Origin of the sequence: Streptomyces klenkii (genome assembly GCF_003626645.1) — a bacterium.
GTDB lineage: Bacteria > Actinomycetota > Actinomycetes > Streptomycetales > Streptomycetaceae > Streptomyces > Streptomyces klenkii.
On sequence record NZ_RBAM01000002.1, the window covers coordinates 160,430 to 184,078 of the forward strand.

Consider the following 23,649-nt stretch of genomic DNA (forward strand, 5'->3'; position numbering starts at 1 on the left):
AGCGGGCGGATGCACGAGGCACAGGAGGCGGCGGCCGCCGCCGTGACCCTGCCGGACGTACCCCTGCTGGACGTGCGCGACCTGCACGTGGAGTTCCGCACCCGCGACGGCGTCGCCAAGGCCGTCAACGGCGTCAGCTACGGCGTCCGCGCCGGGGAGACGCTCGCCGTGCTCGGCGAGTCCGGCTCGGGCAAGTCCGTCACCGCCCAGGCCGTCATGGGCATCCTCGACTCCCCGCCCGGCCACGTCACCGGCGGCGAAGTGCTCTTCCGCGGCGAGGACCTGCTCACCATGGGCGGCGAGCGGCGCCGCCGGCTCCGCGGCGCCAAACTCTCCATGATCTTCCAGGACGCGCTGTCCGCCCTCAACCCCGTGATGAGCGTGGGCGCCCAGCTCGCCGAGATGTACTCCGTCCACGACGGCATGACCCGCAAGGACTCCCGGGCCAAGGCCGTCCAGATGATGGAGCGCGTCCGCATCCCTGCCGCGAAGGAACGCGCCGGCGACTACCCGCACCAGTTCTCCGGCGGCATGCGCCAGCGCATCATGATCGCCATGGCGCTGGCGCTCGAACCGGACCTCGTCATCGCCGACGAGCCCACCACCGCGCTCGACGTCACCGTCCAGGCCCAGGTCATGGACCTCCTCGCCGAGCTCCAGCGCGAATACCGCATGGGCCTGATCCTCATCACCCACGACCTGGGCGTCGTCGCGGACGTCGCCGACCGGATCGCCGTCATGTACGCCGGGCGGATCGTGGAGACCGCGCCCGTCCACGCGCTCTACGCCGCGCCCGCCCACCCGTACACCGCCGGCCTGCTCGGCTCCATCCCGCGCCTCGACCACAAGGGCAAGGAGCTCCACGCCATCAAGGGGCTGCCGCCCAGCCTCACCGACATCCCCGCCGGCTGCCCCTTCAACCCGCGCTGCCCCCGCGCCCAGGCCATCTGCCGCACCGACCGGCCGCCGCTCTTCGACGTCGCGCCCGGCCGGGCCAGCGCCTGCCACTTCTGGAAGGAGACCCTCGACGATGCCGGGTAACGGCGAGGCCATTCTGGAGGTGCGGGACCTGGTCAAGCACTACCCGCTCACCCGGGGAATCCTCTTCAAGAAGCAGGTCGGGGCCGTGCACGCCGTCGACGGCGTCTCCTTCGACCTGCGGCGCGGGGAGACGCTCGGCATCGTGGGGGAGTCGGGGTGCGGCAAGTCGACCGTCGCGAAGCTGCTGGTCAACCTGGAACGGCCGACGTCCGGGCGGATCCTGTACAAGGGCGAGGACGTCACGCGCCTGTCCGGGCGCGCGCTCAAAGCCGTCCGGCGCAACATCCAGATGGTCTTCCAGGACCCCTACACCTCGCTCAACCCGCGGATGACCGTCGGCGACATCATCGGCGAGCCGTACGACATCCACCCCGAGGTCGCGCCCAAGGGCGACCGGCGCGCCAAGGTCCGCGAACTCCTCGACGTCGTCGGCCTCAGCCCCGAGCACATCAACCGCTACCCGCACCAGTTCTCCGGCGGGCAGCGGCAGCGGATCGGCATCGCCCGGGGGCTCGCCCTCCGGCCGGAGATCATCGTCGCCGACGAGCCGGTGTCCGCGCTGGACGTCTCCGTCCAGGCCCAGGTCGTCAACCTGCTGGAGCGGCTCCAGGACGAGTTCGACCTCGCGTACGTCTTCATCGCCCACGACCTGTCGGTCGTCCGGCACATCTCGGACCGGGTCGCGGTCATGTACCTCGGGCGGTTCGCCGAAGCGGGCACGGACGCGCAGATCTACGAGCACGCCACGCATCCGTACACGCAGGCCCTGCTCTCGGCCGTGCCGGTCCCGGACCCGCGGGCGCGGGCCGGTCGCGACCGGATCATCCTGACGGGCGACGTGCCCTCGCCGGCGCACCCGCCGTCCGGGTGCCGGTTCCGCACACGCTGCTGGAAGGCGCGGGAGAAGTGCGCGCGGGTCGTGCCGCCCCTGGAGATCCCCGACTGGTTCCTGGAGGGCGGCGGCCCGGAGGCCCACGCGTCGGCGTGCCACTACGCGGAGGAACGTCCGGCCACGCCGGACGTCCCGCCCACCGAGTGACCCGGGGCGCCCACGACGCCCCTTCGCCGCGGCGGGATTTTTGCCCGCGGCAAGGGGGAGTCCGGGCGCCGGCGCCCGCCCGTCGCGCCGCGACACCCCTCCGCCGCGGCGGCGCTCAGCCCCTGCCGGGCTGTTCGGCGGTGCCGTGCGGCCTGGGGTCGGTCCGGTAGCGCCGGGGTTCGCCGTTGTGGTTGATCGCCGTTGCGGCGGGGTTGATTTGCCTGCGGCAAAGGGGAGTCCGGGCGCTCTCCCCGCCCCGTCGCCCTGCGACAACCCTCCGCCGCAGCGGCGCTCAGCCCCCGCCGGGCTGTCCGGCGGTGCCGTGCGGCCTGGGGCCGGTCCGGCGTCGCCCGGGGCTACCGGGCCGCAGGGGCCGCCGCCGTCGTCGGGGGCTCCGGGAAGTGGCAGGCCGATAGGTGGCCCTCGGCCGAGTCGGGGGCCCGTACCAGTGGTGGGGCCTCCGCGGCGCAGCGGTCCCGCGCCTTCCAGCAGCGTGTGCGGAAGCGGCAGCCCGACGGCGGCGCGATCGGGGAGGGGACGTCGCCGGTGAGCCGGATCCTTTCGCGAGGGGACGCCCAGTCCCCGAGCACCGGTACTGCCGACAGCAGCGCGTGCGTGTACGGATGCCGCGGCCGCCCGTAGATGTCGTCCCGCGTGCCGACCTCCACGATCCTGCCGAGGTACATGACCGCGACCCGGTGCGAGACGTGCCGCACGACCGCCAGGTCGTGGGCGATGAACAGGAAGGCGATTCCCAGCTCCCGTTGCAGCCGTTGCAGCAGGTTGACGACCTGGGCCTGGATGGAGACGTCCAGCGCGGACACCGGCTCGTCGGCGACGACGACCTTCGGTTCGAGGGCGAGGGCCCGCGCGACCCCGATCCGCTGCCGCTGCCCGCCGGAGAACTCGTGCGGGAAGCGGTTGTAGTGCTCGGGGTTCAGGCCCACGGTCTCCAGGAGCTCGCGCACGCGCCCCTCGCGCCCGCCCGGCGGGGTGACGCCGTGGATCTCCATCGGCCCGGAGATGATCTTTCCGACCGTGTGCCGGGGGTTCAGTGACGCGTACGGGTCCTGGAAGATCATCTGGATTTCGGAGCGGACGGGCGCGAGCTCCTTGCGGCTCGCGCGCGTGATGTCCTCTCCGCGGTAGAGGATCCGCCCGGCGGACGGCTCCAGGAGCCGGGTGAGCAGCCGCCCCGTCGTGGACTTGCCGCAGCCGGACTCGCCGACGAGGCCGAAGCTCTCCCCGGCCCGTACGGTCAGGTCGATGCCGTCGACGGCCTGTACGGCGCCGACGGTCCGTTTGATGGGAAAGCCGCCCCGTACGGGGAAGTGCTTGGTGAGCTTCTCCGCGACGAGCAGCGGCTCGCCGCCCCGGGGGCTCGTGTCGTCCATGGCGTCTCTCCTCAGCCGAGCCGGGGCCGGATCTGCTCTGCGAACACGCTGCGCTGCCGCTCCTCGGAGAGGTGGCACGCGGCCCCCCGCCCGGGCGGCAGGCCGGGCCGTTCCGTGCGGCACCGGTCCCCTCCGACCTCGGAGACGTACCCGCACCGTGGGTGGAACGGGCAGCCCGGCGGCGGGGCGAGCAGGCTCGGCGGGGTGCCCGGGATGGGCGTGAGCGGCTCGTCGACGGAGGCGGCCAGCCGCGGCATGGAGCCCAGCAGCCCCCACGTGTAGGGGTGCCGGGGCGCCCGCAGCACCTCCCGTACGGGCCCCTGCTCGACGGCCCTGCCCGCGTACATCACGAGCAGGTCGTCGACCGTGCCGGCAACGACGCCGAGATCGTGCGTGATGAGGATGATCGCCGCGCCCGTTTCCTGCTGGAGCTCCCCCAGCAGGTCGAGGATCTGCGCCTGGACAGTGACGTCGAGCGCGGTGGTCGGCTCGTCGGCGATGAGGAGCTCGGGGTCGCAGACCAGCGCCATCGCGATCATCGCCCGCTGCCGCATCCCGCCGGAGAACTGGTGCGGGTAGTCGTCCACGCGCAGCTCCGGCTGCGGGATGCCGACCCGCCGCAGCATCTCGACGGCCCGCAGCCGCGCCTCCCGCCGGGACGCGCCGGTGTGCTTGCGGTACGGCTCGGCGATCTGCCGGCCGACCGTGTAGTACGGGGAGAGGGCGGTGAGCGAGTCCTGGAAGATCATCGCCGCCTTGTTCCCGCGCAGCTTCTCCAGGACGGACTCGGGCGCGCCGGTCATCTCCTGCCCGTCCAGCAGGATCTCGCCGCGGATCTCGGTGGTGCGCGGGTCGTGCAGCCCGAGCACGGCGAGGTTGGTGACGGACTTCCCGGAGCCGGACTCGCCGACGATGCCGAGCGTGCGGCCGCGCTCCAGGGTGAACGACAGGCCGTCGACGGCCCGTACGGTGCCGTCCTCGGTGGAGAAGCGGACGCTCAGGTCCCGTACGGAGAGAAATGCGTTCACACGAGTCCCCCTAGGCGAGCCGCACGCGCGGGTCGATGACGGCGTACGCGGCGTCCACCACGATGTTGGCGACGACGATCGCCGTGCAGCCGACGAGCATCACGGCCATCAGCGTGGGCAGGTCGGTCTCGCTCACGGAGGACACCGCGAGCCGCCCCAGCCCGTGCAGGCTGAAGGTGAACTCGGTGATGATCGCCCCGCCGAACAGCGACCCGAGGTCGATGCCGAAGATGGTGACGATGGGCGCGAGCGCGCCCCGCCACGCGTAGCGGAAGAAGACCGTGCGCCGCCCGAGCCCCTTGGCACGGGCGGTGCGCACGTGGTCCTCGCCGAGCTGTTCGATCATCTGGGAGCGCGTCATCCGGCTGTAGTTGGCGATGAAGATGATGGACAGCACCAGCCAGGGGATGAGCATCCCGGTGAACCACTTCACGGGGTTCTCGGTGATCGGGTAGTAGGCCGGGTTGTCCATCCAGTGCAGCCCGCTGACGAGCACGGCGAGGGCGATGACGCCGACGAAGTAGATCTGGAGGGAGTTGCCGACGAGCGACAGGGAGCTGAAGAACTTGTCGATCCAGGTCCCCCGGAAGGCCGCGGCGATCATGCCGATGCCCACGCCGACGACGAGGAAGACGACGGCGCCGCCGACCGTGATGGACAAGGTGGTGGGGAAGCGGTCCACGATCGTGCCCCAGACCGGCTGCTGGTTGGAGAACGAGTAGCCGAAGCAGGGCGCCGGGCAGTGGCCGACGGTGAAGTCGCGGCCGGTGAAGATGCCCGCCATGTAGTGCCAGTACTGCACGGGGACCGGCTGGTCCAGGCCCAGGTTCTTGTTGATCAGGGCGAGGGCGTCCGGGGTGCAGTTCTTGCCGCAGGACATCAGGGCCGGCTGCGAGGGCAGCGCGAAGAAGAGGGCGAAGGTGATCGCGCTGATGAGCACGATGATGACGAGGGCGCCGAGCGTGCGGCGGGCGAGGAAGCGCAGCACGGCCGGCTACTTCACGTAGACGCCGGTCGGGTCGACCGTCCCGTAGACCGGCTGGTAGCGGATGCCGCCCAGGTTCGAGCCCCACAGGGAGAACTGGGTGTTGTAGAAGGTCGGCACGCCCGGCACGTCCTCGGTGAAGATCTTGTCGGCGAGCTGCTGCCACTCGGGGGCGGCCTTCTTCACGTCCGGGACGGCGCTGATGCGGTCGATCGCGGCGTTGACGGCGGGGTTGTTGAGGTGGCCGTAGTTCTGGGCGCCGTCGGCGATCTGCCGGCCGTCGAACAGCGGGGGCACGACGGTCGAGGAGACGGGCCAGTCCGCGCCCCACGAGGTGCGGTAGATGTCGAATTTGTTCTTGACCTCGGCGATCGCGGTCCGCCAGGTGTTGGCGTCGATTTCCTTCTTCTGCACCTTGAAGCCGGCCCGCTCCAGGGCCTGGGTGACGACCACGGAGACCTTCTGCTGGAGGTCGGTGTTGGGGTACGCGTAGACGATCTCCTGGCCCTCCTTGCCGGCCTGCTTGAGCAGCTCGCGGGCCTTGTCGGGGTCGCCGGCCGGCTTGGCCTTCTTCCCGAACGGGTCGGTCGGCTTGTAGCCGTCCATGGCGGGGGAGAGGTAGTTGGTGGCGAGCACCCCGGCGGTGGCGCCGCCCATCTGCTGGAGGATCTGCCCGTTGGGCATCGCGTACGCGAGGGCCTTGCGGACGTTGACGTCCTTGAGCCGGTCCATGTTGAAGCTGATGTAGTCCACGTACGGCTGGATCTCCACGAAGCGGCGCGCCTTGGTGTCGGCCTGGCCGAGGACCTTCTCGGTCATCTCCGGGGCGACGGCGTTGGTGAACGACAGGGTGTTCTTGTCGGCGCCCTGGTCGGCGAGGAAGCGCCGGGTGGAGTCCGCGTACTGGTGGCCGAAGCTGATCTCGAACCGGTCGGCGTACTGGTGCCGGATCGGGTCGGTCTTGGCGTCCCAGTTCTCGTTGCGGACGAGAGTGAGGGATTTTCCGACCTTGTAGTCGCCGACCTTGTACGGGCCGGAGGAGACGGGGGCGTTGTCGTACTTGCGCTGGGTGTCCTTCTCGGCCTTGACGGGGCCGATGTTGGGCATGGCGGTCGCGAACGGCGTGTCGGCGTGCGGCTGACGGAAGTGGAAGACGATCGTCTTGTCGTCCGGGGTGTCGAGCACGGACGCCGACAGGTGGGCGCCCTTGTACGGGCCGTCGGGCAGCGCCTTGCGGAAGTCGGCGCCGTCGCCGGAGAGCCACTGGGGGACGTACAGCGGGCCGTCGGTCTCGAAGGACGCGTAGAGCCGCTCGACGCCCCAGCGCACGTCCTTGGCCGTGATCGGCGAGCCGTCCTCGAACTTCAGCCCGTCCTTGAGGGTGAACTTCCAGGTCTTCCCGCCGTCGGAGGCGGTGCCCGCGTCGGTCGCGAGGTCGCCGACGACCTTGACGCGGCCCTTGTCGTCCACCTTGTACGAGGTGAGCGTGCGGTTGTAGAGCATCTGGTCGGCGAGCATGTCGCTGTAGTAGATCTGCCCGGGGTCCAGGTGCAGGAAGGCGTCGCGCTGGAGGACGCCGACCGTGCCGCCCTTCTTCGCGCCCGGCACTTCGGGGGCGGGCCCGGCCGAGTCGTCCTTGGTGCCGATCGAGTAGTTGGCGGAGGTGTTCTTGTCCGAGCCGGGGCCCTCGCTCTTGTCCCCGCCTCCGCCCCCGCCGCCTCCGCTGCTGCACGCGGAGAGGACCAGGGCGCCGGCCGCGAGGGCGGCGGTGGTGGAGGAGGCGAGCCGGAGTCTGCTCCTGCGGGACCGTGTGCTTCTGGGGGATCGCGCCGTGGGCTTCATGATCGATGCACCTGCCTGTCCGTCGCTAGCCGGTTCTTGCGTGCACGTCCTCAGCGTCCGGTCCGCGGGTCGAAGGCGTCCCGGACCGAGTCCCCGAGCAGGTTGAAGGCGACCACGAAAACGATCATGGCGAGGCCGGGGAAGAAGATGTAGGTGATGTCGCTCTCGTAGTAGTGGGCGCCGTTGGCGAACATCCGGCCCCAGTCGGGCGTCGGCTCCACGATGCCGACGCCGATGAAGGACAGCCCGGCCTCGATCGTCACGAAGCTCGGGAGCATCAGCGTGGACTGCACCAGAATCGGCGTCCAGAGGTTCGGCAGCAGCTCCTTGCTGATGATCCGCCAGGGCGAGGCGCCCGTGACCTTCGCCGCCTCGACGAACTCCCGCTCCCGCAGGCTCAGCACCTGCCCGCGCAGCAGCCGCGCCAGCCCCATCCAGCCCAGCACCCACAGCACCAGAATGAGCGTCACGACCCGCAGATAGGTGGGCGTCTCCTTCTCCGGGCTCACGAAGAGGGAGTAGACGACCGGAGTGAAGGCGATGAACGACAGCTGGCTCGGGAAGGCCAGCAGCAGATCGATGAAGCGTCCGAGCAGATAATCGGTCCGGCCACCGAGATAGCCGGCCGTCACCCCGATGAGCACACCCGTCAGAACACACAGGACGGTTGCCGCCGCGGCGATGAGCAGCGAGGTACGGATTCCGTAGACGAGCTGTGTCAGGACGTCCCGGCCGAGGGTGGGTTCGAGACCGAACCAGAAGCTCCCGGAGATCCCCCCGTTGGGCTTGACCGGATAGCCGTACTCGTTGAGCAGGCCCGGCTCGTCCAGCCCGTACGTCTGCGTCGGGTTCTTTCCGTAGACCTTCGAGATGAGCGGCGCCGCCAGGGCGACGAGGAAGAAGAACGTCACCACGTAAGCCGATACGACACCCGGACGGTCGCGTTTGAAGCGCCGCCACATCAGCTGTCCGGGTGATCTGCCGGCCGGCCCCGCTGGTGCCACCGGGGCCGGGGAAGGACTCGTCATCGCTTCGATCCCCCGCACTGTCGTCGTGTCGATCCCTCGCGGATGCCGTTCCCGCGCGGAGGGTTGAGCGGACTCTGACAACGGAGCCGCGGTCCGGTCAAGAGGGCTGCGCAACAGCGCGCGGGGGAGCGCACTTCTTTGAACGAAGGATGAGCGGATCGACGACGCGGCGTGCTTGACAGGGAGTCGAGCACGCCGCGCGCGGGGTTCAGCTATGGAGCGTCACTTCATCCCGAGGGACCGCTTCAGGAAGTCGACCTGGAGCAGCAGGAGGTTCTCCGCGACCTGCTCCTGCGGGGTCATGTGCGTCACGCCCGACAGCGGCAGCACCTCGTGCGGCCGGCCCGCCGCGAGGAGCGCTGACGACAGCCGCAGGGTGTGCGCCGCGACCACGTTGTCGTCGGCCAGGCCGTGGACGATCATCAGCGGGCGGACCTCGCCGGCCGTCTCCGCCAGCCCCTCCTCGGTGACCAGCGAGTTGCGGTCGTACACCTTCGGGTGCTCCTCGGGGTGGCCGAGGTAGCGCTCGGTGTAGTGCGTGTCGTACAGCCGCCAGTCGGTCACCGGGGCGCCCGCCACGCCCGCGTGGAAGACGTCCGGGCGGCGCAGCACGGCCAGCGCCGCGAGGTAGCCGCCGTAGGACCAGCCGCGGATGCCGACGCGGCCCAGATCCAGCGGGAACTCCCCGGCCAGCGCCTGGAGGGCCTCGACCTGGTCGTCCAGGGTGGCGCCCGCGAAGTCGTGGTGGATCGCCTTCTCCCAGGCGGGGGAGCGGTGCGGGGTGCCGCGGCCGTCGGCGACGACCACGGCGAAGCCCTGGTCGGCGAACCACTGCGAGGTCAGGTGGGCGTTGTGCCCGGCCACCACGCGCGGGCCGTGCGGTCCGCCGTAGGGGTCCATGAGCACCGGAAGCGGGCCGTCGCCTTCCTGGTAGCCCGTCGGCAGGACGACGGCGCACGGGATCCGGCGCGCGCCCGCCTCGGTGAGCCGTGCGCGCGAGGTGAGCACCGGCGCTTCCGCGTACGACGTCACGACCGCCGCCTCCGCGCCGTCGCGCAGGACCCGGGCGGCGGCCCCGGCGCGCTCCGGTACCGCCGACACCAGGACCGAGACCGCCCCCGAGCGCACGGCCGAGTGCCAGCCGCGCTCCTGCGAGACGCGCTCGGCGCCCTGCTCGCCGACCCGGTAGACGTGCGCCTCCCCGGTTTCCGGAGCGGTCGCGTCCGGCCCGGCGGAGGCGGAGACCAGCACGTCGGCGTCGCCCACGTCGAGCACGGCGCGCACGTGCAGGCGGCCGTCGGTCAGCTTCCGGTCGCCCACCACCAGGACCCGGGCGCCGTCCTCGTCGGCGATGCGCACCAGACGCCCGTCCGGCGTCCAGGCGGGAACGCCGGGGAACAATTCAAGCCACTTTGCGTCGTCCTCTTCATGGAGCACGCTCGTGGCACCGGTCCCGGTGTCCACGGACAGATACGCCTGCCGCCGCTGGTCGCGCGACTGCACCAGCAGCAGCGGCGGACCGCCCGCCGACCAGTGCGCCTGCGCGAGGTAGGGGTAGCGCTCGCGGTCCCACCGGACGTCCGTGCGGCTGCCGTCCAGACCCAGCAGGGCCAGCGTGACCTCGGCGTTCGGGGTGCCCGCCGCCGGGTAGGCCACCTCGGCCGGCTGCCGGCCCGGGTTGGCGGGGTCGGCGATCCACCAGCGCTGCACGGGCGTCTCGTCCACCCGCGCGGCCAGCAGCGACTCCCCGTCCGGCGCCCACCAGAAGCCGCGGTGGCGGTGCATCTCCTCGGCCGCGATGAAGTCGGCGAGACCCCAGGTCACGGACGGCCCGCCGGGCTCGGCCAGGGCCCGGTCGGCGGTCTCCCCCGCCGCCGCGCCGGCCGCCGGCTCCACGTCGGCCACCCGCAGCGCGCCGCCCGCGACATAGGCCACCCGGCGGCCGTCGGGGGAGGGCCGCGGGTCGACCACGGGGCCGGGAACCGCCAGTTCACGGGCGGTGCCGCCGCGCAGCTCCGCCACGAAGAGCCGTCCCGAGAGCGCGAACGCCGCCAACTCCGCCGCGCTGTCCACGGCGTACGCGACGACGCCCGCGGAACCCTCGCGCAGCCGCTCGCGGCGGGCCCGCTCCTCGGCCGACAGCTCCTCGGCGGCGCCCGACAGCAGGACGGCCGGGTCGGCCGCCGGGAACTCCCGTCCGGCGGCGGGGTCGAGGACCCACAGGACACCCGTGCGATCGGTCCCCGAACGGGAGCGAAGGAAGACGACACGGGTTCCGTCAGGTGACACGGTGAACGCACGCGGCGCGCCGAGCGAGAACCGCTGCGTACGGGCGTACTGTCGCGGGAACGAGACTTGTCTGGTCATGGCGCCGAGCCTACGGCGGAGCGGCGAGAATCCGCCGTGCGCCCCGGAATTGCCCCCATGCACCCAGTGCTGGGTCACGCTCCGGAAAGTTATGATCACGGACGCATAGCCGATAAGTCCCGCGTGTCATCCGTCAACCGTCATCCGTCTCATGCGTCTCAACCGCGCGTATCTGGAGGTGAACCGCCGTGGCACTCTCGATTTCGGCGGTGGTGCTGCTGGCGATCGTCGTCTTCATGCTGTGCCGGAAGTCCGGGTTGAAGGCCGGCCACGCCGCGGTCTGCGTCCTGCTGGGCTTCTATCTGGCGAGCTCGTCACTCGGGCCGACGATCCACCAGGTGACCAAGAGCGCCACCGATGTGATCAGCAACATCAAGTTCTGAGGGTGTGCGCCCCGGGTCCCGCGGGCGGGGCTCCGCCGGGCCCGCAGGACTCGTAGGCTTCTCCCATGACCGACAGCTCCGTCCTGCCGGGCCGCCGGCTCCTCCTGGTGCACGCGCACCCGGACGACGAATCCATCAACAACGGCGCGACCATGGCCAAGTACGCGGCCGAGGGGGCCCACGTCACGCTCGTGACCTGCACACTCGGCGAAGAGGGCGAGGTGATCCCGCCGGAGCTGGCCCACCTCGCCGCCGACCGGGACGACCGCCTGGGCCCCTACCGCGCCGGGGAGCTGGCCGCCGCCATGAAGGAGCTCGGCGTCACCGACCACCGCCTCCTCGGCGGCCCGGGCCGCTACCGCGACTCGGGGATGATGGGCGCCCCGCAGAACGACCGCCCCGAGTGCTTCTGGCGCGCCGACGTCGACGAGGCCGCCGCGTCCCTCGTTGAGGTGATTCGCGAGGTGCGCCCCCAGGTGCTCGTCACCTACGACCCGGACGGCGGCTACGGCCACCCCGACCACATCCAGGCGCACCGCGTCGCCATGCGCGCCGCCGAGCTCGCCGGCGAGCCGGCCTTCCGCCGCGACCTCGGCGACCCCCACGAGATCGCGAAGGTCTACTGGAACTGCGTGCCCCTGTCGGTCATCGAGGAGGGCTTCGCGCGGCTGCGCGCCGCGGGCCGCGAGGTCTCCTTCCCGGGCGTCGCCTCCGCGGCCGACGTCCCGGGCGTCGTCCCCGACGACGAGGTCACCGCCGCCGTCCCGACCGCCGGCCACGCCGAGGCCAAGGCCGCGGCGATGCGCGCCCACGCCACACAGATCGCCGTGGACGGCCCGTTCTTCGCGCTCTCCAACGACCTGGGGCAGCCGATCCTCACCGACGAGTACTACAAGCTGGTCCGCGGCCGGGCCGCCGGCCCGCGCGAGGACGACCTGTTCGCCGGGGTGGAAGCATGAGCGGCATGACCACGCCCATAAGCGCCGCGCGCCTCGCCGCGTACCTCGGCCTCTTCGTCCTCGGCGCCGCCACCGGCTTCGCCGGGGCGCTCACCCAGGGCGGCTGGTTCCCCGGCGGCCTCTCGCTCGCCCTGCTCGCCGTCGCGGGCCTCAGCTACGGCGCGGTGACCGCCACGGGCACCCGTGCCGGCGGCGCCGTGGCCGCCGGCGGCTGGCTCGCCGCGGTCATGCTGATGACCTCCAGCCGCCCCGAGGGCGACTTCTTCTTCGGCGCCGGAATCAGCTCGTGGGTCTTCCTGCTGGGCGGGATGGCGCTGGCTGTGATGTGCGCCACTGTCCCGAAACTGCCGCAACCGGACGGACCTTCGGTCCGACTTGGCAAGTGACGTGACGATTTCTGCCTGAGTGTCGTCCGGCCCGCGCACAGGTCATCCGGCATCTGCCGGACTTGTCCCGTGACGGGCCGACGGCGCGCGAGCACGCAGCGCGCTCCCGCCCGCCGGCGTGAACCGGCGGTCGTCAAGTGCGTGTGCGCGGTGCCCAGTATGGTGGTGCGCGCCGCCGAGCCGCCCGCGCGAGGTCATGACGGGCGGCGGAGCTAACCGGGAGAACCTGCTTTGAGCCGTGAATCTGACAGTTCGTCCTCCGGGCCCCAGGGCCGCGGTGGCGCCGCCTACCCGTCCGGGACCCCTCCGTACGGCAGTGAGGACCAGGCCCGTGCGGCCGCGGCCTCCAGGCCCGAAGAGCCCAAGACCGAGACCACGCTGACGACGCGGATCCGGATCAACATCCCCGGTTCGCGGCCCATCCCGCCGGTCATCATGCGCACGCCCGTCGAGGGCGAGGGCGCTTCCGCGGGCGGGTCCGGCACCGGTTCCGCGGCCGCCCCGGGTGCCGTCTCCGCTTCCGGATCCGCTTCGGCCTCCGCTTCCGCTTCCGCCAAGCAGGCTCCGGCCCGCGGCGGTGCGGCCGCGGGCGGCGGCGCGCCGTCGGGCGAGCGCAAGGCACAACTGCCGCGCCGGCCCGCCCCGGCGACGCCTCCCGGCCGCAACCCCCAGGACCGCACCGGCTCCACGGAGCAGGGCGGCGGCAAGGGGGAGAAGGCCAGCGACTGGTTCGCGCCCCGCAAGTCCGGCGGCGCCACGCCTCCCCCTCCGGCGGGCGGGCGCAAGGCCGACCTGCCGCGCCGCTCGGCGGGTGCCGCCGGCGCGGGCGGCGCGGGCGCCCCGCAGCACTCCGGGCCGCGCGACGCCGCCCCGGCCGGCGGTCAGACCATGGGCGGTACGCCGTGGCCGGGTGACGCGCAGACGACCGGCTCCGGCTCCGTGCCGCAGCAGCCCTCCCCGGCCAACCCGGGCAACGGCTGGCAGCGCGACACCACGCACGGTGCCGCCGCCCCGCAGACGGGCGTTCCCCAGGCGGGCGGCGCGGCGCAGCGGCGCGGCGCCGAGGACGACTGGCCCGGCGGCTCCTCGACCACGGGTGCGACCCCGTGGGACGCGGGTATGAACGCGGGTATGAACGACATTCCGGGCGCCGGTGCGCCCGGCGGCGTGCCCGGCAGCGGCGCACCCGCCGGCGGCATGGCGCAGCGGCGCGGCGCCCAGGACGACTGGCCGGGCGGCCCGCAAGCATCCCAGGCCCCGGCCGCCCCGGGCGCGCCCGTGGACGACTGGCCCGGCAGCCCCTCCACCACGGCCTCGACGCCGTGGCCGGGCGACCCCTCGACGACCGGCTCGATGCCGCAGCCGCCCGCCCCGGGCGGCGGCGCGCCCTGGCCCGAGGACCCGATGAGCACCGGGTCCATGGGCATCATGCAGCCCCCGGCGCCGGGTGCGCCCGCGGGCGGCGGCGCGCAGTGGACCGAGCCGGAGAGCACGCAGCAGTTCCCCGCGCCCGTCATGGGCCAGGGCGCGGCGGATCCGTTCGCCCCCGCCGCGGGCGGCTTCGGCCGTACGGACACGCCGCACGAAGGCGTGCCCCGCGTGCCCGCGCCGCCCGCCGGCGCGCAGTCCGCCGCGGCGGCCGCTCCTCCGGCGGCGCCCGGCAAGGCCCCCCAGCAGCCCAAGGGCGGCAAGGGTGCCAAGGGCGGCAAGAAGGGCGGGGCCAAGGCTCCCGCGGCCGGCGGCGGCGTGCCCGCCGTGCCGCCGCCCGCCCCGGGCGGCGCCGCGCAGGCCGGGAAGCCCGTGGACAGCGGCGCGCCGCGCATCGCCGTGCCCAAGCCCAAGGTGCCCGCGCCCGGTGCGGGCCCCGCGGCCCCGGCCAAGGGCGCCGCGAAGGCCGCGCCGAAGAGCGCGCCCGCCAAGGCGCAGCCCAAGAAGAAGGGCCGCTCGAAGGTCGTGCTGCTGGGCGGCGCGGTCGTCGGCCTCGTCGGCGTCGCGTACGTGGCCGGGCTGGTGCTCGACCACGCGGACGTGCCCAACGGCACCACCGTCCTCGGCGTCAGCATCGGCGGCTCCTCCAAGGAAGAGGCCGTCCAGAAGCTCGACTCCGCGCTCGGCGACCGGGCGACCAAGCCGCTCAAGGTCTCCATCGGCGGCAAGGAGGCGCAGCTCAAGCCGTCCGTGGCGGGCCTGTCCATCGACACCCAGGCCACGGTGCGCGAGGCGGCCGGCCGGGACTACAACCCGCTGACCGTCATCCCCTCGCTCATGGGCGGCACCCGCACGGCCGAGCCCGTGATCGTCGCCGACGAGGAGAAGATCGCGGACGCGCTCAAGACGCTCGCGGGCGAGTCGGGCGCGGCCAAGGAAGGCACGATCAAGTTCGAGCCGGGCAAGGCCGTCCCCGTCTACGGCAAGCCGTACCAGGGCATCGACGGCGACAAGGGCGTCGCCGCCGTCGCCAAGGCGTACAAGGACCGCGCCGCCACCGGCCAGGAGACCCCGGTCGAGCTGCCGAGCGCGAGCCAGCAGCCGAAGGTGAGCAACGCCGAGGTCGACCGGATGATGAAGGAGTTCGCGCAGCCCGCGATGTCCGGCCTCGTCACGGTGCAGACCGACCCGCTCCACAAGATCCAGTTCGGTCCGGAGCGCTCGCTGCCGAAGATCCTTGGCGTCAAGGAGGTCGGCGGCAAGCTCGTCGACAACTACGACCTCGAAGCGGTCAAGGAGCTGTACGGCACGGCGTTCAAGGGCGTCCTGATCCAGCGCGGCAACGGCAGCAAGACCGAGGTCACCCCGCAGGACGTGGTGGGTGCCCTGCGCAAGGCGCTCATGGGCAAGACGCCCGCCGAGCGCGTGGGGACCATCCCGCTGAGCTGATCACCGAGCGGTCCGAGCCGAGCCCCCGTGCCTCACCGGCACGGGGGCTCCGTGCTGCCCGCGTCCGCATGGCTTCCGTCATGCCGGCCATGACATCTGTCATGGTCAGGACCGTACGCCTGACACTGCCGCGGACCCCCGCCGACCGGGGAACATGGTCAGCATGACCACCACAGGAACGTACACGGGGGAAGGGCGCCGCACCGGCGCCCCCGTGGTCAGCTTCGAGAACGTGAGCAAGAGCTTCGGTGCGGTGCGCGCCGTGGCGGATCTCGACCTTCAGCTGTACCCGGGCGAGACCGTCGCCCTCCTCGGCCCCAACGGCGCCGGCAAGTCGTCCACCCTCGACCTGCTGCTGGGCCTGCGCAACCCCGACGCGGGCAGGGTCGAGCTGTTCGGCACCAGCCCGCAGCAGGCCCTCGCCCAGGGCAAGGTCGGCGCGATGCTCCAGTCCGGCGGCCTCATGGAGGACGTCACCGTCCGCGAGATAGTGAAGCTCGGCTGCGATCTGCACCCGCGCCGCTTCCCCGTCGACCAGGTGCTCGCCGCCGCCGATCTGACCGAGATAGCCGACCGCAAGGTCGGCAAGCTCTCCGGCGGCCAGGAGCAGCGCGTGCGGTTCGCCCTCGCGACGGCCGGCGCCAACGAGCTCATCGTGCTGGACGAGCCCACCACCGGCATGGACGTCTCGGCCCGGCAGGCCTTCTGGGGCGTGATGCGCGAGCAGGCGCAGAACGGCCGCGCGATCCTCTTCGCCACGCACTACCTCGAAGAGGCCGACGCCATCGCCGACCGGGTCATCGTGCTGCACCGCGGGCGCGTCCTCGCGGACGGCTCGGCCGCCGAGATCAAGGCGAAGGCCGGCGCCCGCCGCATCGTCTTCGACCTGGACGGGCACATCGGCGAGGCCGCCCTGCGCGAGCTGCCGTTCCTGTCCTCGCTGGAGGTGTCCGGCCGCACCGTGCGCATCCAGTCGCACGACGCCGACGCGACCGTCCACGCCCTCTACGGCCTCGGTCTCTACCCGCGCAACCTGGAGGTCGCGGGCCTCGGCCTGGAGCAGGCCTTCATCGCCATCACCGACGCTGCCACCGCCGAGGAGGCGGCCCTGTGAACACCCTGATCAAGCTCGAAATCGCGCGCACCCTGCGCAACAAGAAGTTCATGTTCTTCTCGGTGCTCTACCCCGCCGGCCTGTATCTGATGATCGCGGGCGGCGCGAGCAACACCGAGATCGTCGGTGACACCGGGCTGACCCTGCCGCTGCTGATGATGGTCTCCATGGCCTCCTTCGGCGCCATCACCGCCGTCCTCGTCGGCAACAGCGAGAAGATCGCCAAGGAGCGCGAGAAGGGCTGGGTGCGCCAGCTGCGCCTGACCGCCCTGCCCGGCCGCGGCTACGTGACCGCCAAGGTCGCCTCCGCCGCCGTGGTCTCGCTCCCCTCGATCCTCGTGGTCTTCGCGATAGCCGCCGCCGTCAAGGACGTCCGGATGGACGCCGCCTGGCAGTGGCTCGCGCTGATCGGCGCCATCTGGGCGGGCAGCATCGTCTTCGCCGCGCTCGGCGTGGCCGTCGGCTACCTCGCCACGGGCGACGCCGTCCGCCCCATCACGATGATCATCTACTTCGGCCTGTCGATGCTCGGCGGCCTGTGGATGCCCACCACGACGTTCCCGCACTGGCTCCAGAAGGTCGCGGAGTGGACGCCCACCTACGCCTACGCCGGGCTCGGCCGCTCCATCGAGCAGGCCCACGCCCCCGAGCTGAAGCAGGTGACGCTCCTCATCGCCTACCTCGTGCTGTTCGCCGGCATGGCAGCCTGGCTGTACCGCAAGGACACCCGCAAGGGCTGACGGGCCGGCGACGGCCGCAGGCCGCTGATGCGGTACGGGACGGGAACGGAAGACAGGGCAGGGCGAAGGACATGGCCGGAGGACCGCGGCGCCGGAACCCATGGCGGGCCGCCATGGAGATCCAGGACGACCCGTCGTACACCATCGGCATCGGCGCGGAGCCCGAGAACCGCCGCCAGGTGACCGTCAAGCTCATCTGGATCTCCATCTGGTTCGCCTACATGGCGGCTCCCGTCGAGGACGTCCTCGGGGACCACCACACCCTGACCGGCGACGTCATCGGCGGCGCGGGCCTCGTGGCCTTCGTCGTCGCCTACCTCGCCCTGGTCTTCCGGCACACGTCCCGGCCCCTGGAGCGCGACCGCGTGCTCGGCGCGCTCGGCGCGCTGATCGCGCTCGCGACCGCGCTCTCCCTCACACTCGGGGGCGCCTGGCTCGTCCTCTTCGTCTACGTCTGCGTCGCTGCCGGCGCGGTCCTTCCGGCGAAGCTGTCCCGCGTCGTGATTCCGCTGGTCACGGGGGTACTGGCGGGACTCGGCGCGCTGACGCCCGGCGCCCCCGAATACCTCGCCGCCCTCCTCGTCCCGGCGCTGCTCGGCGGCTTCGCGATGAACGGGGTGCGGCAGATGGCCCTGACGGCCCGTGCGCTGCGCGAGGCCCGCGCCACGGTCGCCCACCTCGCCGCCAACGAGGAGCGGCTGCGCCTCGCCCGCGACCTCCACGACCTCCTCGGGCACTCCCTGTCGCTCATCACGCTCAAGAGCGAGCTCACCGGGCGGATGCTCCCCGGCAAGCCCGAAGAGGCGGCCCAGCAGGTCGCCGACATCGAACGGGTCAGCCGCCAGGCCCTGGTGGACGTCCGGGAAGCGGTCAGCGGCTTCCGCCGCCCCACCCTGGAGGCCGAGCTCGCCGGCGCCCGCACCGCCCTGGCGGCCGCCGGCATCGCCGCCGACGTCTCCCGCGCCGCCGCCGGCCACCCCGACCTCGCGCCCGACGAAGAGGGCGCGCTGGCCTGGGCGCTCCGGGAAGCCGTGACCAACGCGGTGCGGCACAGCGGCGCACGCCGCTGCGAGATCGCGCTGACCGAGGAGGGCGACGAGCTCTGCCTGACCGTCAGTGACGACGGCCGCGGCCCCCGGGGCACCCACGGCAACGGCCTCACGGGCCTCGCCGAGCGCCTCGCCCTGGCCGCCGGCCACCTGGAAACCGGCCCGGGCCCGCGCTGCGGCTTCCGCTTGCGCGCATTTGTCCCCCTCTCCCGCACCCCTGCCCCGGAGCGCCCTACCCTGTCGCTGTGACAGACCAGTACCACCCCGCGGACACCGCGGGCCGACGCGTCATCAGAGTCCTTCTCGCGGAGGACCAGTCCATGGTCCGGGAGGCGCTGGCGGCGCTGCTCGGGCTGGAAGGGGACATCGAGGTTGTCGCCCAGGTCGCCCGCGGCGACGAGGTGCTCGACGCCGCCCGTGCCCACGACCTGGACGTGGCACTGCTCGACATCGAGATGCCCGGGATGACCGGGCTCGACGCGGCCGCTCTGCTGCGCCGCGAGCTGCCCTCCCTCAAGGTCGTGATCCTCACGACCTTCGGCCGCCCGGGCTATCTGCGCCGGGCGATGGAGTCGGGCGCGGATGCCTTCCTCGTCAAGGACGCCCCCGCGGCGCAGCTCGCGGACGCCCTGCGCCGGGTGCTGCGCGGCGAGCGCGTCATCGACCCGACGCTCGCGGCGGCCGCCCTCGCCGAGGGCGCCAATCCGCTGACCGACCGCGAGCGGGTGGTGCTGCGCGCCTCCGCCGACGGCTCGACCAACGCGGAGCTGGCCAGGGCGCTGCACCTCTCCAACGGCACCGTCCGCAACTACCTCTCGACCGCTATCCAGAAGACGGGCGCGCGCAACCGCGCCGAGGCCGTCCGCATCGCGAGGGACAAGGGCTGGCTGTGAGGATGCCGGCGGGCCCCGCGGCCGGGGCGGTGGTCAGTTGAGCATCGCCCGGGCCGCCCGCGCCTGCCGCCGCACGGTCTCCGCGACCGTCGGCTCCAGCGCGTCGATGACCTCCGCGTACTCCTCCATCTCGTGCGCGCCGCCCACGAAGTCGCCCCGCTCCACGAGCAGCTCGGCGCGCTCGTAGCGCAGCCTGGCCGGGTGGCTGGGCAGCAGCAGGGACAGCTCGACGGCCCACAGCTGGACGTCGCTGCGCTCGGGCCGGGCCGCGGCCCAGGCGCGGATGTTGTTCAGGACCCGCAGCACGATCTCGGCCGGCTCCGCGGGGGAGAACATCGACGGGGCCAGCGGGGCGCCCGTGGCGCCTGCCACCAGCAGGCCCGCCTCCTCCTCGGACAGCGTCCGCCCGCCGTCGAAGGGGTCGGCCAGCACGTGCTGCCCGTACGGCTCGCCGAAGCCGACGACGAAGTGGCCCGGCAGCGCCACCCCGTACACCGGCGCGCCCGCCCGCCGCGCGACCTCCATCCACACCACGGACAGCAGGATCGGCAGCCCGCGGCGGCGCCGGAGCACCTCCGTGAGCAGCGAGGACTCCAGCCGCCGGTAGTCGGCGGGGGAGCCGTGGAAGCCGCAGCGCTCGCCGAGGAGGACCGCCAGCGCCTCCGCCCACCGCCGCGGGGGCGCCTGCCGGCCCAGGGCGGGGAGCAGCCCGGCGAGCCGGTCCAGCTCTATCTGCGCGGCGTCGACCGCCTCCTCGCCCGCCTCGGGGTCGGCCTCTCCGGCGATCAGCAGGCACAGCAGGGCGAGGTCGGGCCGCGTCTCGCGCGCGGCCTCCGCGAACCGCTGCCGCCGGCCGGTGGTATCGAACATGGCTGCCTCCGCAGTTTCTATGGTGCGCTTCGGTCCCGGTGCCTGCGCATTCCGCCGGACCCTCGCCGTCGTGGTGCCCACCGTGGCGGCGGGACTCTCCTGCCCTGCGCGCGGCGGAGAGAGGCCCGGCCTCTCGATCCCGCCGCGACGGCGACACACCACGACGGCGAGGGTCCGGCGGAATACGGGGTCACCGCAAGCAGTGCTACGCGGTGCTACGGACGCGCCTCACGGCGATAGTGATACGCGTGGTGCGTCGTGAAGCCCAGCTCGTCGTACAGGGCCGCCGCCGCGCCGTTGTCCGTCTCCACCTGGAGGTACGCCGCCGAGGCGCCCTCGCTCAGGGCCCGCTCCGCGAGGCGTGCCATGACCTGCGTGGCGAGCCCCTGCCGGCGGTGGTCCGGGTGCACGGCGACCGCCGAGAAGCCCGCCCACCGGCCGTCGACCACGCACCGGCCCACGGCGGCCGGGCCGCCGGCCCCGCCCGGCACCGTCGCGAACCACACCGACGGCCCACCGCCCAGCACGGCCAGGGCGTCCCCGGCGCTCGCGCCGGTCCGCCCGTACGCGCGCAGCCACGCCTCGTCGGCGGTACGTGTCAGCTGCACGTGTTCCGTGGGGGCCCCGGTGTCGGCGATCGGGGCGAGCGCGGCCGTCCGCATCAGGGCGTGGCGCTCCGCCGTCCAGCCGCGCCCGGCGAGCTCCGCGTCCAGCAGCGCGTCCCGCTCCGGGTCGCCGGTCGTGACCTGGATGGCCGCGGGCAGGGAGCGCTCGGCGTACCAGGCGCTCACGCGGTCCACGGCCTCCGGCAGCGGCAGCCCGCAAGCGCCGAGCGGCAGGGCCGAGTTGGCGCGGGTGGTGAAGCCGCCCGCCGCGCGCAGGGTCCAGTCGCCGAGGCGCGCGGTCTCCCGGGCCGGCCAGCCGCGGGCGGCGGTCTCCTGGAGCTCGCGCACCGTGGCGGCGGGACCCCGCCGCCGGGGCGGGGCGGCCGGCACCACCTTGCCCGCGACGAGCGCGTCCTCGCCGAACGTGACAATCTCTCCGGTCCGCCGTGTGATCCGCAGCACGCCGCCCTCCCAGGAGGTGAGGACGCCGACGGTGTCCGTGAACCGCTCGGCGGACCCCGCGGAAGACCCTACTGAAGGGTTCAGACGGCGTACGGATACCCTTTTTCCCACATCAGCGGTACTGATCCTGATTTCCAGCCGTCCGCCCGTGGTGAATTCCACAGCTCTCCTCGCCCCTCTTGTTCGTCAAGTGCCCGGGAACGGAGATACTAGGTGTGGGCATCGACGACGCCGCGCTCCCGCGCGAGATGAGCCCTACCGAGGAGGAACGACAGCGTGACCTACGTCATCGCGCAGCCTTGTGTCGACGTGAAGGACAAGGCGTGCATCGAGGAGTGCCCCGTCGACTGCATCTACGAGGGTTCCCGGTCCTTGTACATCCACCCGGACGAATGTGTCGACTGTGGTGCCTGTGAGCCGGTCTGCCCCGTCGAGGCGATCTTCTACGAGGATGACACTCCCGAGGAGTGGAAGGACTACTACAAGGCGAACGTCGAGTTCTTCGACGAGCTCGGCTCGCCCGGTGGCGCCTCGAAGCTCGGCCTGATCGAGCGCGACCACCCCTTCATCGCCGCGCTGCCCGCGGACATCAACCCGGAGCACTGACCCGAGCGGCCACCCCGGCCCCGTACGGCCGCAGCCGTGCGGGGCCGCGGCGTATCTCCGGTCACCCCCAGAGCAAGAGAGCGAACACCGTGAGCGCAGTCTCCTCCCGCCTCCCCGTCTTCCCCTGGGACCGGCTCGCCCCGTACAAGGCGAAAGCCGCCGCCCACCCCGACGGCATCGTGGACCTCTCGGTCGGCACCCCCGTCGACCCCGTACCGGCGCTGATCCAGCGGGCGCTCACCGACGCGGCCGACAGCCCCGGCTATCCCACGGTGTGGGGCACGGCCGAGCTGCGCGACGCGCTGACCGGCTGGGTGGAGCGCCGGCTGGGGGCCCGCGACGTGACGCACGCCAACGTGCTGCCGATCGTCGGCTCCAAGGAGCTGGTGGCCTGGCTGCCGACGCAGCTCGGCCTCGGCGCGGGCGACAAGGTCGCTTACCCGCGGCTGGCCTACCCGACGTACGAGGTGGGCGCGCGCCTCGCGGGCGCCGAGCCCGTCGTCTACGACGACCCTACGGAGCTCGACCCCACGGGCCTCAAGCTGCTCTGGCTCAACTCGCCGTCCAACCCCACCGGCCGCGTGCTGACCGCCGACGAGATGCGCCGCACCGTCGCGTGGGCCCGCGAGCACGGGGTGCTGCTGTTCAGCGACGAGTGCTACCTGGAGCTGGGCTGGGAGGCCGAGCCGGTCTCCGTCCTGCACCCGGACGTCTGCGGCGGCTCCTACGAGGGCATCGTCGCGGTCCACTCGCTCTCCAAGCGCTCGAACCTGGCCGGCTACCGCGCGGCCTTCCTGGCCGGCGACGCCGCCGTCCTGGGCGAGCTGCTCCAGGTCCGCAAGCACAGCGGAATGATGGTCTCCGCCCCGGTGCAGGCCGCCACGGCCGTGGCCCTGGGGGACACGTCGCACGTGACCGAGCAGCGGGCGCGCTACGCCGCCCGGCGCGCGTCCCTGCGGGCCGCCTTCGAGGCGGCGGGCTTCCGGATCGAGCACAGCGAGGCCTCGCTGTACCTGTGGGCCACGCGGGACGAGCCCTGCTGGGACACCGTCGCCGCCCTGGCCGAGCGCGGCATCCTCGTGGCGCCCGGGGTGTTCTACGGGGAGGCGGGGGAGCGGTTCGTACGGATCGCGTTCACGGCGACCGACGAGCGCGTGGAGGCTGCGGTCCGCCGCCTGGCGGCATAGCCGCGACCTGCGGGAAACGGCCCGCGAGAGATATCGCGAGAGGGCCCGGGAGAATCTCCCGGGCCCTCTCGCGTGCGGTGCGTGCGCTGTGTCAGCCGCCGATCGGGAGCTGGCCGCCGCCGAGGGGCAGGCCCTTGGCGTTCAGGCCGCCGGCGGTCTTGGTGGCCTCGCCCGCGAGCCCGGAGGTGGTGCCCGCGGCCTCGCCGGCGACCTTCTGGACGGCGGGGGCGGCGGTCTTGGCGGCCTTGCCGGTGGCGTCGGCCGCACCGGGGACGGTGGTCTTGATGGCGCTGGTGCCGACGCCCGTCACCGTGTCCCCGGCCTTGTGGGCGGCCGCGTCCACGTTGGTGCCGAGGTTCGCGCCGTCCACCGCGGTCAGGCCGCTCGTCAGGTCGGGAGCCTGCGGGGCGGCGCTCGCCGCTCCGGCCGCGCCGATGACGGGTGCCGCACCGGCAGCTACCAGGAGGGCGGCCCGGGCGATCCGACGCGTCAGGGGGAGGGACATGATGCTCCTTTGGCGGAGTTGAGGACGTTGGCTGTCCGGCGAGCGGACGCAGTGACTACCGCGTGAATCCGCGGAAGGTTGCGGTACGCCACGGTAAAGAGTTGGCAATGCGTCGCATTATCTGTCCCCCTAATAGCGGGGCAAAACGGGCGCGCAGTATGCCCGTCGGGAAGGCTTACAAGCCTTTAGTTACAAGGAAACTCCGAGAAATCCGGACGCCTGGGGCGGGCGGTGCCCGGCAATCGCGCGGGGCTGTTGTGCATACCCCCGGTGGGGGGTCCGCTCGCAC

The 23,649-nt window shown here is 72.8% G+C and carries 21 protein-coding genes; 12 read left to right on the forward strand and 9 right to left on the reverse strand.

The genetic code is table 11. The features are described 5' to 3' along the window. The first annotated feature begins 9 nt into the window (after positions 1–9). Entirely contained in the window at positions 10–1,041 is a 1,032-nt protein-coding gene (locus D7231_RS04075) for an ABC transporter ATP-binding protein (RefSeq protein WP_120753546.1), read from the forward strand. Continuing rightward, positions 1,031–2,080 carry an ABC transporter ATP-binding protein gene (locus D7231_RS04080; RefSeq protein ID WP_120753547.1) on the forward strand — a complete coding sequence of 350 codons (1,050 nt, stop codon included), beginning with the start codon at positions 1,031–1,033 and terminating at the stop codon, positions 2,078–2,080. Before D7231_RS04075 ends, D7231_RS04080 begins: the two co-directional genes overlap by 11 nt. Positions 2,081–2,436: 356 nt before the next feature. Here the strand turns inward: D7231_RS04080 and D7231_RS04085 are convergent, their stop codons facing one another. The 6 genes from D7231_RS04085 to D7231_RS04110 form a co-directional block, all read right to left on the reverse strand. Then, positions 2,437–3,474 carry an ABC transporter ATP-binding protein gene (locus D7231_RS04085; RefSeq protein WP_120753548.1) on the reverse strand — a complete coding sequence of 346 codons (1,038 nt, stop codon included), beginning with the start codon at positions 3,472–3,474 and terminating at the stop codon, positions 2,437–2,439. A gap of 11 nt (positions 3,475–3,485) precedes the next feature. Continuing rightward, complete coding sequence (locus D7231_RS04090; RefSeq protein ID WP_120753549.1) at positions 3,486–4,502, reverse strand: ABC transporter ATP-binding protein; 1,017 nt, start codon at positions 4,500–4,502, stop codon at positions 3,486–3,488. A 10-nt stretch (positions 4,503–4,512) separates the two neighbouring features. After that, positions 4,513–5,490, reverse strand: a complete 978-nt coding sequence (locus D7231_RS04095; RefSeq protein ID WP_120753550.1) for an ABC transporter permease — start codon at positions 5,488–5,490, stop codon at positions 4,513–4,515. Positions 5,491–5,496: 6 nt separating this feature from the next. Then, the gene (locus tag D7231_RS04100) at positions 5,497–7,329 is read right to left on the reverse strand and encodes an ABC transporter substrate-binding protein (protein ID WP_120753551.1); all 1,833 of its coding nucleotides are present in this window, start codon (positions 7,327–7,329) and stop codon (positions 5,497–5,499) included. A 50-nt stretch (positions 7,330–7,379) separates the two neighbouring features. After that, the gene (locus tag D7231_RS04105) at positions 7,380–8,357 is read right to left on the reverse strand and encodes an ABC transporter permease (RefSeq protein WP_120753552.1); all 978 of its coding nucleotides are present in this window, start codon (positions 8,355–8,357) and stop codon (positions 7,380–7,382) included. A gap of 222 nt (positions 8,358–8,579) precedes the next feature. Next, positions 8,580–10,724 (reverse strand): S9 family peptidase, encoded by a 2,145-nt coding sequence (locus D7231_RS04110; RefSeq protein WP_120753553.1) that lies wholly within the window; start codon positions 10,722–10,724, stop codon positions 8,580–8,582. 188 nt (positions 10,725–10,912) lie between these two features. Between D7231_RS04110 and D7231_RS04115 the strand changes: the two genes are divergently transcribed. From D7231_RS04115 to D7231_RS04150, 8 genes are all read left to right on the forward strand, one after another. Beyond that, positions 10,913–11,107, forward strand: coding sequence for a hypothetical protein (locus tag D7231_RS04115; protein WP_030366139.1), 195 nt, complete (start codon positions 10,913–10,915; stop codon positions 11,105–11,107). Between the two features lie 65 nt (positions 11,108–11,172). After that, the gene (mshB, locus tag D7231_RS04120) at positions 11,173–12,066 is read left to right on the forward strand and encodes an N-acetyl-1-D-myo-inositol-2-amino-2-deoxy-alpha-D-glucopyranoside deacetylase (RefSeq protein WP_120753554.1); all 894 of its coding nucleotides are present in this window, start codon (positions 11,173–11,175) and stop codon (positions 12,064–12,066) included. Between the two features lie 5 nt (positions 12,067–12,071). Beyond that, positions 12,072–12,452, forward strand: a complete 381-nt coding sequence (locus D7231_RS04125) for a DUF6113 family protein (protein ID WP_422396672.1) — start codon at positions 12,072–12,074, stop codon at positions 12,450–12,452. 231 nt (positions 12,453–12,683) lie between these two features. Further along, entirely contained in the window at positions 12,684–15,329 is a 2,646-nt protein-coding gene (locus D7231_RS04130; protein ID WP_199739303.1) for a hypothetical protein, read from the forward strand. A gap of 163 nt (positions 15,330–15,492) precedes the next feature. Then, positions 15,493–16,443 (forward strand): ABC transporter ATP-binding protein, encoded by a 951-nt coding sequence (locus D7231_RS04135; RefSeq protein WP_120753978.1) that lies wholly within the window; start codon positions 15,493–15,495, stop codon positions 16,441–16,443. Continuing rightward, on the forward strand, positions 16,440–17,183 hold the full coding sequence (locus D7231_RS04140) for an ABC transporter permease (protein WP_120753557.1): 744 nt from the start codon (positions 16,440–16,442) through the stop codon (positions 17,181–17,183). Before D7231_RS04135 ends, D7231_RS04140 begins: the two co-directional genes overlap by 4 nt. A 113-nt stretch (positions 17,184–17,296) precedes the next feature. Continuing rightward, positions 17,297–18,481: a sensor histidine kinase gene (locus D7231_RS04145; RefSeq protein WP_120753558.1), complete on the forward strand. Its 1,185-nt coding sequence runs from the start codon at positions 17,297–17,299 to the stop codon at positions 18,479–18,481. Then, positions 18,478–19,125 carry a response regulator transcription factor gene (locus tag D7231_RS04150; RefSeq protein ID WP_277875543.1) on the forward strand — a complete coding sequence of 216 codons (648 nt, stop codon included), beginning with the start codon at positions 18,478–18,480 and terminating at the stop codon, positions 19,123–19,125. The genes D7231_RS04145 and D7231_RS04150 overlap by 4 nt, the downstream gene beginning before the upstream one ends. Positions 19,126–19,158: 33 nt before the next feature. Here D7231_RS04150 and D7231_RS04155 read toward each other — a convergent pair whose 3' ends face one another. Together D7231_RS04155 and D7231_RS04160 are read right to left on the reverse strand one after the other, a co-directional pair. Beyond that, positions 19,159–19,995 carry a transglutaminase family protein gene (locus D7231_RS04155; protein ID WP_120753559.1) on the reverse strand — a complete coding sequence of 279 codons (837 nt, stop codon included), beginning with the start codon at positions 19,993–19,995 and terminating at the stop codon, positions 19,159–19,161. Positions 19,996–20,210: 215 nt separating this feature from the next. Next, on the reverse strand, positions 20,211–21,224 hold the full coding sequence (locus D7231_RS04160; RefSeq protein WP_120753560.1) for a GNAT family N-acetyltransferase: 1,014 nt from the start codon (positions 21,222–21,224) through the stop codon (positions 20,211–20,213). A 114-nt stretch (positions 21,225–21,338) separates the two neighbouring features. Between D7231_RS04160 and fdxA the strand changes: the two genes are divergently transcribed. Together fdxA and dapC are read left to right on the forward strand one after the other, a co-directional pair. Further along, on the forward strand, positions 21,339–21,668 hold the full coding sequence (fdxA, locus tag D7231_RS04165; protein WP_030366150.1) for a ferredoxin: 330 nt from the start codon (positions 21,339–21,341) through the stop codon (positions 21,666–21,668). Positions 21,669–21,757: 89 nt separating this feature from the next. Then, entirely contained in the window at positions 21,758–22,855 is a 1,098-nt protein-coding gene (gene dapC, locus D7231_RS04170) for a succinyldiaminopimelate transaminase (RefSeq protein WP_120753561.1), read from the forward strand. A 91-nt stretch (positions 22,856–22,946) separates the two neighbouring features. Here dapC and D7231_RS04175 read toward each other — a convergent pair whose 3' ends face one another. Beyond that, positions 22,947–23,360 carry an ATP-binding protein gene (locus D7231_RS04175; RefSeq protein WP_120753562.1) on the reverse strand — a complete coding sequence of 138 codons (414 nt, stop codon included), beginning with the start codon at positions 23,358–23,360 and terminating at the stop codon, positions 22,947–22,949. Positions 23,361–23,649 lie beyond the last annotated feature (289 nt).